Origin of the sequence: Actinophytocola sp. (genome assembly GCF_036002505.1) — a bacterium.
Classification (GTDB): domain Bacteria; phylum Actinomycetota; class Actinomycetes; order Mycobacteriales; family Pseudonocardiaceae; genus DASYTH01.
In genome coordinates this window covers 1-15,078 of the sequence record NZ_DASYTH010000225.1, presented here as the reverse complement: position 1 = coordinate 15,078, position 15,078 = coordinate 1, and the positions used below count along the sequence as shown (strand labels likewise).

The following is a 15,078-nucleotide window of genomic DNA, read 5'->3' as shown; positions in this document are numbered from 1 at the left end:
TGGCCCGGCGTCACCCGCACCACCCGGGTCGGCGGCCTGGGCTTCGGGTTCAAGTGGAACATGGGCTGGATGCACGACACGCTGCGGTACGCCAGCCATGATCCGGTGCACCGCTCGTACCACCACAACGAGCTCACCTTCTCGCTGATGTACGCGTGGAGCGAGAACTTCGTGCTGCCGCTGTCCCACGACGAGGTGGTGCACGGGAAAGGCTCGCTGTGGCAACGAATGCCCGGCGACGACTGGAACAAGGCGGCCGGGCTGCGCGCGCTGCTGGCCTACCTGTGGGCGCACCCGGGCAAGCAGCTGCTGTTCATGGGCGGCGAGCTGGGCCAGGTGCGGGAGTGGTCGGAGAACCGGTCGCTGGACTGGGACCTGCTCGACGACCCGCAACACGCCGGCATCCGGCGCCTCGTGACCGACCTCAACTCGGCCTACCGGGCCCACCCCGCGCTGTACGCCGCGGACACCCGCCCCGAGGGCTTCTCCTGGATCGACGCCAACGACTCGGCCAACAACGTGGCCAGCTTCCTGCGCCTGGCCCCGGAACTACCCGGCACGGTGCTGGCCTGCGTGGCCAACCTCGCCGGCGTCCCCCACCACAACTACCGGGTCGGCCTCCCCCACGCCGGCCGCTGGCGGGAGATCCTCAACACCGACGCCGCGGCCTACGGCGGCTCCGGCATCGGCAACCTCGGGACCGTCACCGCCGAGGACCACCCGTGGCACGGCCGCCCCGCCTCGGCCCTGCTCCAACTCCCCCCGCAGGGCGTCATCTGGCTGGTTCCCGAGGACTGACGTCCACCGGCATACGATCACCGCATGGCACTGACCGAGCAGGAGCTTCTCGCCCTGCTGGCCGAGCTCGAGTCCGACCGGGTGGAACGCAAGGAGTCCGCGGGCAACCGGGACAAGCTCAGCGAGGCGATTTGTGCGTTCGCAAACGACCTGCCCGGCTACCACCAACCCGGCATCCTGTTCGTGGGAGTGACCGACAAGGGAACCATCTCGGGCCTGGCGATCACCGACGAGCTGCTCAGGACCTTGGCCGACCTGCGCGACCAGGGCAACATCCTGCCGCCCCCATCAATGTCGGTTCGCAAACTGACCACGCCGGAAGGTGCGGTGGCCGTGGTTGAAGTTCAACCGTCCACGGCTCCCCCGGTCCGCTACAAGGGACGCATTTATATCCGCGTCGGCCCCCGTCGAGGCATCGCCAGCCTCGACGACGAGCGTCAGCTCAATGAGCGGCGCCGGGCCCTCGATCTTCCGTTCGATGCCCAACCGGTAGGCGGTACGACGCTGGACGACCTCGACCTCGGTATGTTCGAGCAGACGCTACTACCCGCCCTTCAACCACCGGATGTCCTCGCGGAAAACGGGCGTTCACGCGAACAGCAATTGGTCGCTCTCCGCCTCCTTTCCGTCGAGGGCAGAGCGACCGTCGCCGGTCTCCTGGCCACCGGACGTGACCCTCTTTGGTGGCTTCCGGGGGCCTATGTGCAGTTCCTCCGCATCGACGGCGAAGACCTCGCAGCGCCGATCATCGACGAGAAACGAATCGACGGCACCCTACTCGAGGTACTAAGTCAACTTGACGACCTGATCAAGGTCAACACCGTCACGGCAGTGGACATTACCAGCTCCGATCGCGAGATACGCATCTCCGACTATCCGGTCGTCGCATTGCAACAGATTGTTCGCAACGCGATCATGCATCGGTCCTACGAGAACAACAACGCACCCGTTCGATTCACCTGGTTCGTTGACCGAGTGGAAGTGATCAACCCTGGCGGACCGTATGGAGGCGTTAGCGTCAGCAACTTTGGCACGCCCGGTGTTACCGGCTACCGCAATCCCATATTGGCGGAGGTCATGCATGGACTTGGCTACGTCCAACGATTTGGTGTGGGAATTCCTCTCATCAGAAACAGTCTCGCCACGAACCAGAACCCTGAACCCCGCTTCGATGCCACCGACACATATGTGGCCGTGACGATCTGGAGAAGGCCATGACCGCCCCCATCGTCACGTTCTTCAACAACAAGGGCGGCGTCGGAAAGACATCGCTCGTCTACCACCTCGCCTGGATGCTCGCCGACCTTGGCCACCGCGTGGTCGTCGCCGACCTCGATCCGCAGACCAATTTGACTTCAGCGTTCCTGGACGAGAACGAACTCGAATGGATATGGCCGCTCGATGCGGAACATCGCAGCGTATGGGGCGCGCTCCGTCCATTTCACGAACGCGAGGAATCCATCGGCCCCGCTCCGCTCGCCCGAACCGATGACGACCGGCTCGCGCTACTGCCCGGTGATCTCGCGCTGTCCACGTTCGAGGATGATCTCGCTGAAGCTTGGTCAGGGTCGATGGACGGCAAGCCTGGAGCATTCCGAACGATGTCCGCGTTCTGGACCGTGCTCTCCGATGCGGCCCGGAAACACGACGCTGAGATAGTCCTGGTGGATGTCGGGCCAAGCCTTGGCTCTGTCAATCGTGCGGCCTTGGTCGCCTCGGACTATGTCGTGATACCACTCGCGCTGGACCTGATCGGCCTCCAAGGACTGCGGAATCTCGGGCCCACGCTGCGCGAGTGGCGCTCCGGTTGGGCAAACCGCCTGGTGAATCGCCCGCCATCGGACACCCCGCTGCCGGCCGGACGGATGGCGGTCATCGGGTATGTCGTACTGGGCCAGGGTGTACGCCTGAACCGCCCCGGCCCTGCCTACCAGCGACGGATGAACCAGATTCCCGAACAGTTTCGAACCACAGTGCTCGACTTGCCCCACGCAAGTTTCGCCAAGCTGGAGGACGACCCATACTGTTTGGCCCAACTCAAGCACTACCACAGCCTGCTGCTGCTAGCGCAGGAGGCACGCAAGCCCGTCTTCCACCTCAAGCCAGCCGACGGCGCGTTCGGTGGTCACGCGCAGGCGGCGCAGAGCGCGTACCTGGACTTCGAGAAGCTGGCATCGGAAATCCTCGAGCGTGTGCTCCCTGAGCGGTAATGACCACGATCTTGCGGCGGGGCGGGCAGACTGGAGGGGTGCACACCCTTCGAACCGCCGTGGTTCTGTTGCTCGCCGCGGTGGTCAGCGCCTGCACCACGACCGTTGCCGGGAGTCCGGTGCCGGGTGGGTCGGTGACGAAGGGCGGGCCCGGCGGCCAGTCCGGCGTGGATCCGTCGTTCGTGAAGAACACCGACGGGGGCGAGTCGGACCGGTTGGCCGCGACCGTGCTCACCGACCTGAAGGAATATTGGCAGAGCGCCTTTCCGGCCGCGTTCGGCAAGGCGTGGGAGGACCTGTCCGGCGGGTACTACTCGGTGGACACCGCGGATCCGGGCGCGGCGACGCCGCCGTGCGTGCGGCGGTCGGTCGAGGTGGAGGGGAACGCGTTCTACTGCCCGACCGAGGATGTCATGGTGTGGGACCGGGCCGCCTTGCTCCCGGTGCTGAGGGAGCGGTTCGGCGAAGCCGCGGTGATGTTCGTGCTGGCCCACGAGATGGGGCACGCGGTGCAGCGCCGGTCCGGGCTCACCCTGGCCGAGCAGCGGCGCAACCCGGAGAAGTACCCGACGATCCTGATCGAGGCGCAGGCCGACTGCTACGCCGGCACGTTCGTGCACTGGGTGATCGACGGCAAGGCCGGGCACCTGACGATGGCCAAGGAGCAGCTGGACTCGGTGCTGAAGTCGCTGACCACGTTCCGGGACCCGATCGGCACCGAGGCCAGCGACCGCAACGCGCACGGCGACGCGTTCGACCGGGTGTCGGCGTTCCAGGACGGGTACGACAAGGGCACCCGGCTCTGCGCCGAGATGAGCGTGGACAACCGGACGTTCACGCTGCGCGGGTTCACCCGGCTCGAGGACGCCCAACTCGGCGGCAACCTGCCGCTCGACAAGCTGCTCGAGTCGATCACCACGGACCTCAACGACTTCTTCGGCAAGCTGGCCACCGAGCGCGGCAAGCAGTGGTCGGCGCTGCAGCTGCGGCCCACCGACAACGACCCCACCTGCACCAAGGGCGACCAGGGCCCGATCGCGTTCTGCCCGGACGGCACCGAGATCGACATCGCCACCAAGGGCACGCTGCCGGAGCTGCACACCGACATCGGCGACTACGCCACCGGCACGCTGTTGGCCAGCCGGTTCGCCCTGGCCACCCTGTCCGTGCTGGCCAAACCGCTGGACGGGGCCGACGCCCAGCGCCAGGTGCTGTGCCTGGTGGGCGCGTACACCGGCACCCTCATCCCCCGCCAGACCGGCTTCACCCTCTCCCCCGGCGACATGGACGAGGCCGTCAGCGTCCTGCTCCGCGACGACTTCGCCTCCCGGGACACCGCCGGCCACGGGATCCCCGCCGCGTTCGACCGCGTCTCAACGTTCCGCGCCGGCACCCTCCAGGGCATCAAGGCCTGCGGGGTGAGCTGAGCCAGTAGGGTGCCTGCATCGCGAACCGGGAGGGTTGCCGTGCGGGTTGGCAGGGGTCGGCTGGGGGTGGTGGTCGCCGTGGGGCTGGCGGTCGCGTTGCTGTTCGGGGGATGTGCGGGGAAGACCGTGCCGGGCACACCGCGGGCGGCCGGCGAGATCGACACCAGGACCGTGGGCGGGAAGCCGGTGACCAACGGACCGAGCGGGCCGCGGGAGGGCGTGCCGGACGCGAAGCTGGATTTCCAGAACGGGGACGGCGGGGAGATGGACCGGCTCGCGGTCAACGCGGTGTCGGATATCTACGACTACTGGTCCGAGCAGATGCCGGCGAATTTCGACGGGCAGAAGTTCGAGCCGTTGAAGCGGCTGATCTCGTACGACTCGGACGGGCCGGGCATCAAGGTCTGCTCGCAGAGCACCGCCGGGCTGGTCAACGCGTTCTACTGTGGACAGGACGACAGCATCTCGTGGGACCGCGGGCGGCTGATGCCGTTGCTGGACAAACAGTTCGGCAAGATGTCGGTGGTGACCGTGCTGGCCCACGAAATGGGGCACGCGGTGCAGTTCCGGTTGGGTGAGAAGAGCAACGTCAGCCAGGCCACGCCGACGATCGTCAAGGAGCAGCAGGCGGACTGCTACGCCGGCAACTTCTTCCGGTACGTCGCCGACGACAAGGCCAAGCATTTCCAGCTCAACACCGGGCAGGGGCTGAACAAGATCCTGGCCACCATGTTCTTCATCCGCGACCCGGCCGGGCTCTCCGCCAACACCCGGGGTGCGCACGGCCTCGCGTTCGACCGGGTCTTCGCCTTCCAGGAGGGCTATCTCAAGGGCCCGCGGCGGTGCGCCGACATGGACGTGGCGGAGATCAACAAGCGGATCCAGGAGAAGGAGCGCAGCGATGACGAGATGAAGAACTCGCAGGAAGGCCAGGTGGACATCACCGACCCGGCCATCTTCGACAAGTTCACCCAGGACCTCGGCCGGGCGTTCTCCACCAACGAGGGCGCCGAACCGCCGGAGATCCAGGACAACGGCGCCAAATGCCGTTCCGGCGGGTCGACCTCTCCCGCGGCCTACTGCCCGGAAGAGAACGTGGTGGCCATTGATTTGGCCGAGTTGAAGAAGATCGCCACACCACCCAAACGCACCGGCTCGAGCACCGGCAAGGACACCGGCATCGGCGACTTCGCCGCGTTCGCCGAGATCACCTCCCGGTACGCGCTGGCCATCCAGAAGGGCGTCGGCGCGCCGCTCGAGGGTGAGGGAGCGGGTCTGCGCACGGCCTGCCTCACCGGCGCCTGGGCGGGTTTCGCCGACAAGCCCGGCCCGAAGCTCCGCCTCGCCGTCGGCGACCTCGACGAAGCCGTCGCCGAGCTGCTCCAGGACGACAGCCTCATCGCCGCAGACGTGAAGGGCACCAGGATCGAGGCCGGCTTCGCCCGGGTGGCCGCGTTCCGCATCGGCTACTTCGACGGGTCGACCAAGTGCTCCGAACTGCGGTGAGGCCTGGATGCCCTGAAGGCCGCCTTCGGGACGTTGAATGCCCTGAAGGCGGCCTTCAGGGCATTAGAACAGGGCGCTGGCGAGGTCGCGGCGAGCCTTCATGACGCGCGGGTCGTCCGGGGCGAAGAGGTCGAACAGGCTGACCAGGTGGGTGCGGGCGCGGTCGCGGTCGTCGCCGGCGGTTCGCCGGACCGCGTTGAGCAGCCGGGCGAACGCCTGCTCGACCCGCTGCTGAGCCACCTCGATGTCGGCGGCGGCGAGCTGGGCGTCGAGGTCGTCCGGCGAGGTGTCCGCGCGGACCACGACCGAGGGGTCGGTGGCCTCGGCGCGGGCCAGGAACCGCACCTGGGCGAGCGCGGCCGCGGCCAGCTCGTTGCCCGGCTCGCTGGCCAGGATCTGCTGGTAGGCGATTTCGGCGGCGGCGTAGTCACCGCGGTTGAACGCGTCCTCGGCGGCGGTGAACCGCGGGTCCTCGGGCTCCGGCTCGGCGGCCTCGGGCGCCGTGCCGTTCTCCGCCGCCCGGATCCCCGGCAGCCGGTCCCGCAGCGCGTCCAGCAGCCCGTCGAGCCACTGCTTGATCTGCGGCTCCGGCTGCGCCCCGGCGAACGCCTCGACCGGCTGGCCGCCGGCGATCGCCACCACCATCGGGATCGACTGCACGCCGAACAGCTGCGCGATCCGCGGGTTCGCGTCGATGTCGATCTTGGCAAGCACCCAGGAGCCACCGTACTGGCCGGCCAACCGCTCGAGCACCGGGGAGAGCTGCTTGCACGGGCCACACCACTCCGCCCACAGGTCCACGATCACCGGGACGGTCAGCGAGCGCTCGATCACCTCGGCCTGAAAGGTGGCCTCGGTGACCTCGACGATGATGCCGCCGGCCGGTTGCTCGTCGCCGTTGCCGGTGGCCGGGCGCGCGGCCGGGGTCTTGCTGGCCTCGGCACGGGCTTTGAGGGCGGACAGGTCGACCGCTCGGGACAGGGCGGCCGACAACGCCGCGGTTTGACGTGGATCAGGCCTTGTCACGGTTCCATCCTGGCACGTCACCCGATCGGGTGCGCACGGCCCATTGCTCAGAACCGGATCCGAAGGGTGGGCCCGACGTAGACGCTGCCGGAGAACCCGTCCCGGCTGGCCTCGCCCTCCAGCTTGAGGCTCAACAGGGCGTCCACGCTCACCAGCGGCCGCTGCATCACATGCGCGACGAGGTCGGTGTCCGCCCCCATCTGGCCGCTCACCCCGTCGCGGAGGCTGTAGCTGATCCCGGCCTGCAGCGACTGCTCCAGGTAGAGGTGGGCGTTCATCTGCCAGTGCAGCTGGAGAACCTGGGTGGCCACCTTGATGTGCAGGTCGGTCCAGCTGGACGGGAACTGCACGGACGCCTCGTCGAACAGGCTGAGGTGGCCGAACTGGCCGAGTGTCCAGTCCGCGCCGACCCCGTTCAGGGTCAGGGTGAGCTCCTCGTTGTTGAACGTCAGCTTCGGCGGTGTCATGGTCGTCCCCTCAGGCCACGTAGTCGCTGTCGTCGAACTCGATCCCCTCGAGCGGCATGTCGAGGGACTCGCCGAACTCGCCGGCGAACTCGATCGTGGCGCCTTCCAGCCAGTCGTCGCTCTGCTCGGCCTGGGATTCAGGTGCTTCTGACATACGGCAACGGTCGCGGAGCCCGGGGTGCAGCGGCCATCGACGGGCGTGTGTCAGATGGGGCAGCTCAGCCTGCCCTGTCGGCCAGCCGGGAAAGCTCCTGAGCGGAGGCCAGGCCCAGCGGGTTGACCCGCATCGCCTCGTTCGCCTCGGCGATGCGCAGGGCGATCGGGGTGAGCAGCTCGGCGGCCCGGGCGGTGGCCTCGGAACCGATGCCCTGCCACGGGATCTCGGCGCCCTCGTCGGTCTTCTGCTCGACCCACCCGCGCAGCGCCGCGCCCTCGGGGGTGAGCGCGCCGCCGGCGGTGAGCAGCCCGCGGTCCACCAGCCGCCCGCACGCGGCCGCCCACTCGTCGGGTGACCAGCCGCGCGCGACCTGAAGGTATTCGGCGGTCAGGCCATGATCGGCACCGAACAGCACCAGCGTCTCGCACGGATCCAGGCCGGCCGCGACGAGCGCGGCCACGTGGCCGTCGCCGCGGGACTCGCGCAGCCGGGTGGCCGCCTGCCAGAGCACCAGATGCGGCTCGGCCGGCCAGGGCAGCGCGGCGTTGGCGGCGGTCAGCACCCGGCCGGCGATGGGCGCGCGCTCCGCCGCGGACCGCAGCAGCACCGCCGCCTCGGCGAGCTCGGCGCTGTCCAGCACCTCGGGCGGCAGCATCCGGCGCAGCGCACTGTCCACTCCGGACAGTCGGGTAGTCAGGAACTCCTCCGGCGACGCCACTTCCCAGGCGTCCGGGATGGCCCGCGCCACCCGCGTCGGGTGGAAGTTGTAGAACGTCGCGGTCACGATCTCCGGCGGCACCGCCCCCAGCGGCGCGGCCCGCATGCCGAAATACCCCATCCAGCCGCCCTTGCACCCCAGCGCGTCGGTCGCCGCCCGGGACTCCGGCGTGAAGTAGGTGACGTCGTGGTACGTCTCGAACCGAACCCACATCCCCCGCGCGTCAACTGTCATACCGCCAACAGTAGAGCCGAAGACCGTCGTGGGGCAGTCCCGTGCACAATGGGCGACATGGCCGGTGTGGACCTCGACGAGTTGCGGCGGCTGCGGCGCGCCCGCGACCGGATGGACCGCGAGTACGCCGGGCCCCTCGACGTCGACGCCCTGGCCCGCACGGCGCTCATGTCGGCCGGGCACTTCAGCCGCCGCTTCCGCGACGCGTACGGCGAGACGCCGTACTCGTACCTGATGACCCGGCGCATCGAGCGGGCCGCGACGCTGCTGCGGCGCGGCGACACGAACGTGACGGACGCCTGCTTCGCGGTCGGCTGTACCAGCCTCGGCTCCTTCTCCACGAAGTTCACCCAGATCATGGGCGAGACCCCGAGCGCGTACCGCGCCCGCGACCACAGCGAGCTGCAGGTCGTGCCGGGCTGCCAGGTGATGGTGCTGACCCGGCCGCGCAAGCCCGCCCGGCAGCCGGTCAGTTCTGGAGAAGCATCGGTGCCCGCACCCGCTTAGGGTCGCGGGCATGAGCGTTTCCATCAGCCACGTGCATCTCATCGTCGACGACGTCGACGCCGCCCTCGCCTTCTACCGCGACACCCTCGGGCTCACCGTTCAGAACGAGGTCGCGCGCGACGAGTTCCGCTGGATCGTGCTCGCCACCGACAGCCAGCCCGAGATCCAGATCGTGCTGTCCCAGCCGCACGCCGGACGCTCCCAGGAGGACGGCGACGCCCTTGCGGCGCTGCTCGCGAAGGGCGAGCTGCGCACCGTCCAGTTCCGCACCGACGACCTCGACGCGACGTTCGAGAAGGTGGCCGGCTCCCCCGGCGCGGATGTCGTGCAGGAGCCCGTCAGCCAGCCCTGGGGTGTCCGCGACGCCGCCGTCCGCGACCCCGCCGGCAACCTCGTCCGCATCGAACAGGGATAGGTAGGCGGACCATGTACGGGCGGGTAGTGCGCCAGCCGGTGCTGCGCCGGGTGCTGCCGGGATTGTTCGTGTCGGCGCTGGGCGACGGGATGAGCATGGTCGCGGTGGCCTGGCTCGCCGTGCAGATCGCGCCGCCGGGCCGCGAGGGCGTGTGGACCGGGCTCGCCGTGGCGGCCTACTCACTGCCCGCCACGGTCGGCGCGGCCGTGTTCGGCCGGTGGGTGCGCGGGTTCGCCGGCGCCCGCCTGGTCGCGGCCGACGCGACGGTGCGGGCCGTGGCGCTCGGCACGATCGCGGTGCTCGCCGTGGCGGGCGCGCTCGCTCCGGCCGGCTACGTCGCCCTGCTCGCGGTGTCCTCGCTGCTGCACGCCTGGGGCAACGCCGGGACGTACACGCTGATCGCCGAGCTGCTGCCGGACGAGGACCGGGTCGCCGGCAACGCGCTGGTGTCGACGTTCACCCAGGCGTCGTTCGTGGTCGGCCCGGCGCTGGCCGGCGGGGTGACCGCGCTCGCCGGCCCCGGCTGGGTGATCGGGGCCGACGCGCTGAGCTTCGCGGCGCTCGCGGCGAGTTGCTGGCTGGTGCCCGCGCGCCGCGTGGCCGCGCCCGCGGCACCGGCGGACGGTTCCGCGGCCGGCGGCTGGCGCACGATCGTCCGGCAGCCGCGCCTGCTCGGGCTGATCGCGGTCACCTGCGTGTTCTTCTTCCTCTACGGTCCGGTCGAGGTCGCCCTCCCGATCCACGTGGCCGCGGAGCTGCACGGCTCGCCCGGCCTGCTCGGCCTGTTCTGGACGGTGTTCGGCATCGGCGCGGTGGCCGGCGGCCTCGGCGCCGGGCTGCTCCGCAACCGTCCACTGTGGGCGGTCGTGGTGCTGATCATCGTCGGTTGGGGCGCCGCGCTGCTGCCGCTCGGGCTCACCGGCGCGGTGCTGCCCGGGCTGGTCGGGTTCGCCGCCGGCGGCCTGATCTACGGCCCGTTCACCGCGATCTGCACGACGCTCTTCCAGCGTGCCTGCCCGCCCCCGGTGCTCAGCCGCGTGCTCGCCACCCGCTCCGCGCTGACCACCCCGTCCACCGCCCTCGGCATGCTCCTCGGCGGCCCGCTGGTCAGCGCCATCGGCGGCCGGTCGACGCTGCTGGCCTCCGCCGCGCTCACCATCGCGCTCGGCCTGCTCGTCGCGGCCGCCGTGCGCATCACCCAGGTCCGCCTAGGTCCGGTCGCGGCGCGACACGACGGGCATCGGAACCTTGACCTTGCGCCAGCGGACGCCTAGCCGGGAGGCGCGCAGGGTGGCGGGTTCGGTGCGGCGCAGCAGCCAGGTTCGGCCCCACTGAGCGGCGACGAGCATGGCCATGAGAGCGGCCAGGAGGATCGGGCCGAACGGGGACTGGGCGGCTTCGCCGGAGAGGGGCTCGGCGCTGCCGGCGGTCTGGTTGCTCGGCGTGGTGGTGCCGTTCCGGCCGAGGATGCCGAACTGCGGTGCCCCGGCGTAGCCGTTGGGTTGGGTGGGGGTGCCGAGCTTGACGGCGATGCCGTCGGGGGGCAGGCCGGCGCCCGGTGAGACGTTCTTCCATTCGACGGGGTACTCCAGCGCCACGTTGGACTGGGCGGGGCTGACGGGTGGCGGCGCGGCCGGGGCGGGCTCCGGTGCCACGCCGCCACCCCCCGGCGCAGGCGCGGCCGGCCGGGGTGTGGTGCCCGGCGCGGGTGCGGGTTGCCGCGCGCCGGGCTGACTGGGTGCCGGTTGGCCCGGCGCGGGCTGGGTGCCGCCGACGGCCTCACCGACCACGGAGCAGGCCTGGGTGATCGTGGTCCAGACGCTGTCCAGCAACAGGTTGAGCACCGGCGCGAGCACCGGAATGGTCAGCAGTTGGGCGCTGACCGCGTTGGCCACCGCGTCGCCGGTGACCGTCAGCGTGCCGCTGGCGGGAATGGTGCCCAGCGGGATCGGTGGCACGACCGCCCACGCCTGCTGGAACAGTGGCCGGAGGATGCCGAGCGGGTCGAGTGGGGCGAGCGCGTTGACGATCGGAGCCTCGACGGCCGCCGGGCTCATCAGGATCTGCGCCCCGGGCTGGTCCACCACCCGCGCCGAGCAGCTCTGCAGCGGGCCCGCCGCGGAGGCGACCCCGGTGCCGAGGACGGCGCCGCCCGCGATCATCGCGGCCGTCAGCCCGGCCGCCACCAGTCGCGCCATGATCAAGCTCCCTCACTCACGGGTTGGGGAAGCAACGTGACGTTCATGCCGTAGAGGAAAAGCAACGTCACGTTCCTTCCCTACTTGGCCGTCGGCCGGATCACCGCGGAGCAGGCCACGGTGGAGTTCGCGCCCGGCGAGACGCCCTGGTTGACCACCTGGCCGTCGATGCTCACCGAGCAGGAGATCTGGTCGGCTTCGGAGTTGGCCGCGAGCAGCTGGGCGATGCCGACGCCGGGGCCGACCGTGATGCGCAGCTCCTTGCGCCAGGGCAGGGCGACCTTCTCCACCTTCTCGGCGGTGGCCGCGCCGTCGACGACGTAACGGATCTCCGGCGCGGTGCCGGCACCGTTGACCTCGTAGACGACCGTGTGCGTGCTGGTCGGCAGCTCGGCCCGCTTGCTCTGCATCTGCTGCTCGGCGGCCGACCCGCCGTCCCCACTGAACGCGCCGGTGATCACCAGCACGGCGACGACGAGCACCGCGACGCCCAGCAGCCACGGCAGCCACCACGTCCGCTCGGCCAGCTTTCGCGCTTTCGGCGCCGGCGGCTTCGTGGTTCCGGCGCTCTCCGGCTCCGTCGTGGCAACGGCCTCTTCCGAATTCGTGTCATTCACGGCGACGACCCTTTCAATCGCGATGCCGGGAACGGTGGCATGCGCCGGCGCTTCTTGGCAAGCGATGCGCACCCGGCCCGATTTACCTGCCGGAAACGACTGACCGATTGTGCCCATGATCAACTCATCACCGCTGCTTAAGCCTTCTCTTAGGTTGCTCTCAGGGCCCTCTCAGCTCCCCCTCAGGAGTCCAAAGAGGCGTGCCGAATAACCAGTCGATAAGGCAAATACCCGCCATCGGGATAACAGTGACACCGGTCGTCACCTGCGGAAACCCAAGAAATCGAAGGGAATCGATGACGGGAAAACAGTCGCCAACCGGCCGTTCCGGCTACCTGAAAATATCGCCGATCACACGTCAGGCATTCATTGAGTGATTGGAAAGTCACGCCCCGTTAACACTATCGAGACAGGGCAGACACGGAACGTTGCGGTACTTTGATCGCGCGCTCGGCGGGCACGGTGCGCAATTGATTTCCACCGCCCGAGCATCTCGGGCAATAGCCGAAGAAGGGAATGGTATGCGCTCGCCGCATAAACTGACCGCGGCGGTATCGGTCATTGCGCTCAGCCTCCTGGGCGTCGTGATCGTGCCAACGCCAGCTCAGGGCGCGACCCACTCGGTGTCCCTCCAGAACCTCCAGTACAACCCGGCGCAGCTGACCGTCGCCGTGGGGGACACCGTGACCTGGACGAACAACGACACGGTGACGCACAGCGTGACCGGCGGGCCGCTCAACTCACCGGACCTCAATCCGGGAGCGTCCTACACGTTCACGTTCACCAGCGCGGGAACCGTCGACTACCACTGCCGGTTCCACCCGGACATGCTCGGCCGGGTCACCGTGCAGGACGGTGCCCCGCCGACCACCACGACCGCACCCGAACCGCCGACGTCGACCACCGCACCACCGACGTCGACCAGCACCGGGGGCGGCGCGACACCGACCTCCGGCGGTGGCGGCGCACCGGTAGGCGTCGGGCCGCTGCCGGTGGCGTTCGACCTGGGTGACGCCAACGGCTCCTGGTTCGACACCAACCTCAACCTCGGCCCGTCGATCGGCCAGTCGCTCGCGGTGGCCGTGCTGCCCCGGGTGAACCTCGGCTCGGTGCTGAACAGCGTGCCTTCGGTCAACCCGAAGGGAATCCCGCTGCTCGGCGGTGGCGGTCTGCCGAACGTGGGCGGAGTGCTGCCCGGCGGCGGCGCACTGCCCGACGTGGGGGGTCTCCTCCCCGGCGGCGGCAGCCTGCCCGGCGTCGGCGGCCTGCTCCCCGGCGGTGGCAGCCTGCCGGACCTGGGCGGCCTCCTGCCCGGTGGCGGATCCCTGCCGGACGTGGGCGGCCTGCTGCCCGGGCTCGGCGGCGGGCTGCCCGGCGTGGGTGACATCCCGCTGCTCGGCGGCGGCAGCCTGCCGCTGCTCGGCGGCGGCAACATCCCGCTGCTCGGTGGCGGCCTGCTCGGCGGGCTGGACGCGGTCAAGACGCTCAACGGCGACCTGCTCGGCCAGCTGACCAAGAGCCTGCCGCTGGGCAACGGGAAGCTCCCGCTGCTCGGTGACCTGGGCGTGGACGTGAACTCGCTGCTCAACCTGGACACCACCCGGCAGGCGATCTTCCAGTTGCTGCCCACGGGTGACGCCCGGATCGCCGAGGCCAGCTCGCTGCTCGACCAGCTCACCGCCCAGGTGTCGGCGCTCCCGATCAACGCGCCGATCTCCCTGGACAGCCTGCCGGTCGGCCCGCAGCTGGAGGACCTGCTGAAGAACCTGCAGGACTTCGCCGACAACGACGTCGCCCTGCCGGTGACGGTCAACTTCAACATCGCCCAACCGGACGCGATGTCCGCGCACACCGTGACGAGCATCATCTGGCCGGAGGGCGCGAAGGGCTTCCCGCAGGACGAGCCCGGTGCGTTCGTCGGATCGACCAGCATGCAGCTCACCGAGCCGGGCCTGTACGCCTTCGCGTGCAAGGTCCACCCGTACATGCTCGGCGCGGTCGTGGTGGACGACCCGCTCACCCTCGGCCTGGACTTCGGCAAGAAGCTGCATGTCCTGTCCCGCGGGCTGAACGTGCCGTCCAATGCGGACATCATCCAGCAGCTGGTGGAGAAGTTCTTCAACATCACGGTTCCGGAGAACTGGCAGACGTTCAGCGACACCCAGGAGAAGACCTGGAACCCGCAGTTCCCGCCGGCGCCGATCCTGATGTACGACGAGGCCGGCAAGGCCCAGCTGGTGCCCAGCCTGGACGCCTTCTACAAGAGCAAGTTCGAGCTGCCGAAGAAGCTGCCCGCGCTCGGCAAGAAGCCGGCCGTGCCGGGTGTCGGCGAGGTGTGGATCGCCACCCAGATGGAGGAGTACAAGGAGAAGACCAAGACCGGTTCGGTGACCAAGGTCGACACGCAGAGCTGGAACGTCGACCGCAAGGTCTCGCTGCCGACCGTCAACATGGACAACGCGCACAACATGTGGACGGACAAGAACGAGACCGTCATCTACGCCAACGAGTGGTTCAACAACAAGATGGACGTGTTCGACCGGAAGACCGGCGCGTTCATCCGGCAGATCGAGGTCGGTCCGGACCCGTCGCACGTGATGACCCGAACCGACACCGACCAGCTGCACGTGGCCATCAACGGTGGCGGCGCGGTGATGGAGATCGCGCCGGGCGGCACCAGGATCGATCGCCGGATTCCGGTGCAGACCGCGGGTGAGAAGATCGCGCACCCGCACGCGCACTGGATGACCGGGGACGCCTCGATCATGGCCACGCCGAACGTCAACCTGTACAACGCG

At 69.4% G+C, this 15,078-nt stretch carries 15 protein-coding genes; 9 read left to right on the top strand and 6 right to left on the bottom strand.

Annotated features, from left to right (window positions below; translation table 11 throughout):
* The 5 genes from VGR06_RS20130 to VGR06_RS20110 form a co-directional block, all read left to right on the top strand.
* Window positions 1-798 (top strand): alpha amylase C-terminal domain-containing protein (locus tag VGR06_RS20130; RefSeq protein ID WP_327560652.1); only part of this gene is annotated, 798 nt, incomplete at its 5' end.
* 24 nt (window positions 799-822) lie between these two features.
* Window positions 823-2,016, top strand: a complete 1,194-nt coding sequence (locus tag VGR06_RS20125; protein ID WP_327560651.1) for an RNA-binding domain-containing protein — start codon at window positions 823-825, stop codon at window positions 2,014-2,016.
* The gene (locus VGR06_RS20120) at window positions 2,013-3,008 is read left to right on the top strand and encodes a ParA family protein (RefSeq protein ID WP_327560650.1); all 996 of its coding nucleotides are present in this window, start codon (window positions 2,013-2,015) and stop codon (window positions 3,006-3,008) included. Before VGR06_RS20125 ends, VGR06_RS20120 begins: the two co-directional genes overlap by 4 nt.
* A gap of 38 nt (window positions 3,009-3,046) precedes the next feature.
* Window positions 3,047-4,435: a neutral zinc metallopeptidase gene (locus tag VGR06_RS20115; protein ID WP_327560649.1), complete on the top strand. Its 1,389-nt coding sequence runs from the start codon at window positions 3,047-3,049 to the stop codon at window positions 4,433-4,435.
* 39 nt (window positions 4,436-4,474) lie between these two features.
* Window positions 4,475-5,941, top strand: coding sequence for a neutral zinc metallopeptidase (locus tag VGR06_RS20110; protein WP_327560648.1), 1,467 nt, complete (start codon window positions 4,475-4,477; stop codon window positions 5,939-5,941).
* 63 nt (window positions 5,942-6,004) lie between these two features.
* Here the strand turns inward: VGR06_RS20110 and VGR06_RS20105 are convergent, their stop codons facing one another.
* From VGR06_RS20105 to VGR06_RS20090, 4 genes are all read right to left on the bottom strand, one after another.
* Window positions 6,005-6,967 carry a tetratricopeptide repeat protein gene (locus VGR06_RS20105; RefSeq protein ID WP_327560647.1) on the bottom strand — a complete coding sequence of 321 codons (963 nt, stop codon included), beginning with the start codon at window positions 6,965-6,967 and terminating at the stop codon, window positions 6,005-6,007.
* A 47-nt stretch (window positions 6,968-7,014) separates the two neighbouring features.
* A complete protein-coding gene (locus VGR06_RS20100; RefSeq protein WP_327560646.1) occupies window positions 7,015-7,434 on the bottom strand; it encodes a hypothetical protein in 420 nt (139 codons plus the stop codon).
* 10 nt (window positions 7,435-7,444) lie between these two features.
* Window positions 7,445-7,588 carry a hypothetical protein gene (locus tag VGR06_RS20095; protein WP_327560645.1) on the bottom strand — a complete coding sequence of 48 codons (144 nt, stop codon included), beginning with the start codon at window positions 7,586-7,588 and terminating at the stop codon, window positions 7,445-7,447.
* Window positions 7,589-7,652: 64 nt separating this feature from the next.
* Window positions 7,653-8,543 (bottom strand): SCO6745 family protein, encoded by an 891-nt coding sequence (locus tag VGR06_RS20090; protein WP_327560644.1) that lies wholly within the window; start codon window positions 8,541-8,543, stop codon window positions 7,653-7,655.
* Between the two features lie 57 nt (window positions 8,544-8,600).
* On the opposite strand from VGR06_RS20090, the gene VGR06_RS20085 reads away from it, so the two are divergent.
* Genes VGR06_RS20085 through VGR06_RS20075 form a run of 3 tightly spaced genes read left to right on the top strand, consistent with a single transcriptional unit; the run spans window position 8,601 to window position 10,739 of the window.
* The gene (locus VGR06_RS20085; RefSeq protein ID WP_327560643.1) at window positions 8,601-9,050 is read left to right on the top strand and encodes a helix-turn-helix transcriptional regulator; all 450 of its coding nucleotides are present in this window, start codon (window positions 8,601-8,603) and stop codon (window positions 9,048-9,050) included.
* 10 nt (window positions 9,051-9,060) lie between these two features.
* Window positions 9,061-9,465, top strand: a complete 405-nt coding sequence (locus tag VGR06_RS20080; RefSeq protein WP_327560642.1) for a VOC family protein — start codon at window positions 9,061-9,063, stop codon at window positions 9,463-9,465.
* An 11-nt stretch (window positions 9,466-9,476) separates the two neighbouring features.
* Window positions 9,477-10,739 (top strand): MFS transporter, encoded by a 1,263-nt coding sequence (locus tag VGR06_RS20075; protein ID WP_327560641.1) that lies wholly within the window; start codon window positions 9,477-9,479, stop codon window positions 10,737-10,739.
* Here VGR06_RS20075 and VGR06_RS20070 read toward each other — a convergent pair.
* Both VGR06_RS20070 and VGR06_RS20065 read right to left on the bottom strand, forming a co-directional pair.
* Window positions 10,674-11,663, bottom strand: coding sequence for a hypothetical protein (locus tag VGR06_RS20070; protein ID WP_327560640.1), 990 nt, complete (start codon window positions 11,661-11,663; stop codon window positions 10,674-10,676). The two genes, VGR06_RS20075 and VGR06_RS20070, sit on opposite strands and share 66 nt — an antisense overlap.
* 80 nt (window positions 11,664-11,743) lie before the next feature.
* Window positions 11,744-12,280: an MmpS family transport accessory protein gene (locus VGR06_RS20065; protein ID WP_327560639.1), complete on the bottom strand. Its 537-nt coding sequence runs from the start codon at window positions 12,278-12,280 to the stop codon at window positions 11,744-11,746.
* A gap of 584 nt (window positions 12,281-12,864) precedes the next feature.
* Between VGR06_RS20065 and VGR06_RS20060 the strand changes: the two genes are divergently transcribed.
* Window positions 12,865-15,078: cupredoxin domain-containing protein (locus VGR06_RS20060; RefSeq protein ID WP_327560638.1), on the top strand; the 2,214-nt coding region annotated here is incomplete at its 3' end.

Excerpts from the sequence above, each read along its gene's own strand:
- VGR06_RS20095 (WP_327560645.1), bottom strand. The coding sequence starts at position 7,588 with ATGTCAGAAGCACCTGAATCCCAGGCCGAGCAGAGCGACGACTGGCTG.
- VGR06_RS20125 (WP_327560651.1), top strand. The coding sequence starts at position 823 with ATGGCACTGACCGAGCAGGAGCTTCTCGCCCTGCTGGCCGAGCTCGAG.
- VGR06_RS20090 (WP_327560644.1), bottom strand. The coding sequence starts at position 8,543 with ATGACAGTTGACGCGCGGGGGATGTGGGTTCGGTTCGAGACGTACCAC.
- VGR06_RS20100 (WP_327560646.1), bottom strand. The coding sequence starts at position 7,434 with ATGACACCGCCGAAGCTGACGTTCAACAACGAGGAGCTCACCCTGACC.
- VGR06_RS20075 (WP_327560641.1), top strand. The coding sequence starts at position 9,477 with ATGTACGGGCGGGTAGTGCGCCAGCCGGTGCTGCGCCGGGTGCTGCCG.
- VGR06_RS20080 (WP_327560642.1), top strand. The coding sequence starts at position 9,061 with ATGAGCGTTTCCATCAGCCACGTGCATCTCATCGTCGACGACGTCGAC.
- VGR06_RS20070 (WP_327560640.1), bottom strand. The coding sequence starts at position 11,663 with ATGGCGCGACTGGTGGCGGCCGGGCTGACGGCCGCGATGATCGCGGGC.
- VGR06_RS20085 (WP_327560643.1), top strand. The coding sequence starts at position 8,601 with ATGGCCGGTGTGGACCTCGACGAGTTGCGGCGGCTGCGGCGCGCCCGC.
- VGR06_RS20120 (WP_327560650.1), top strand. The coding sequence starts at position 2,013 with ATGACCGCCCCCATCGTCACGTTCTTCAACAACAAGGGCGGCGTCGGA.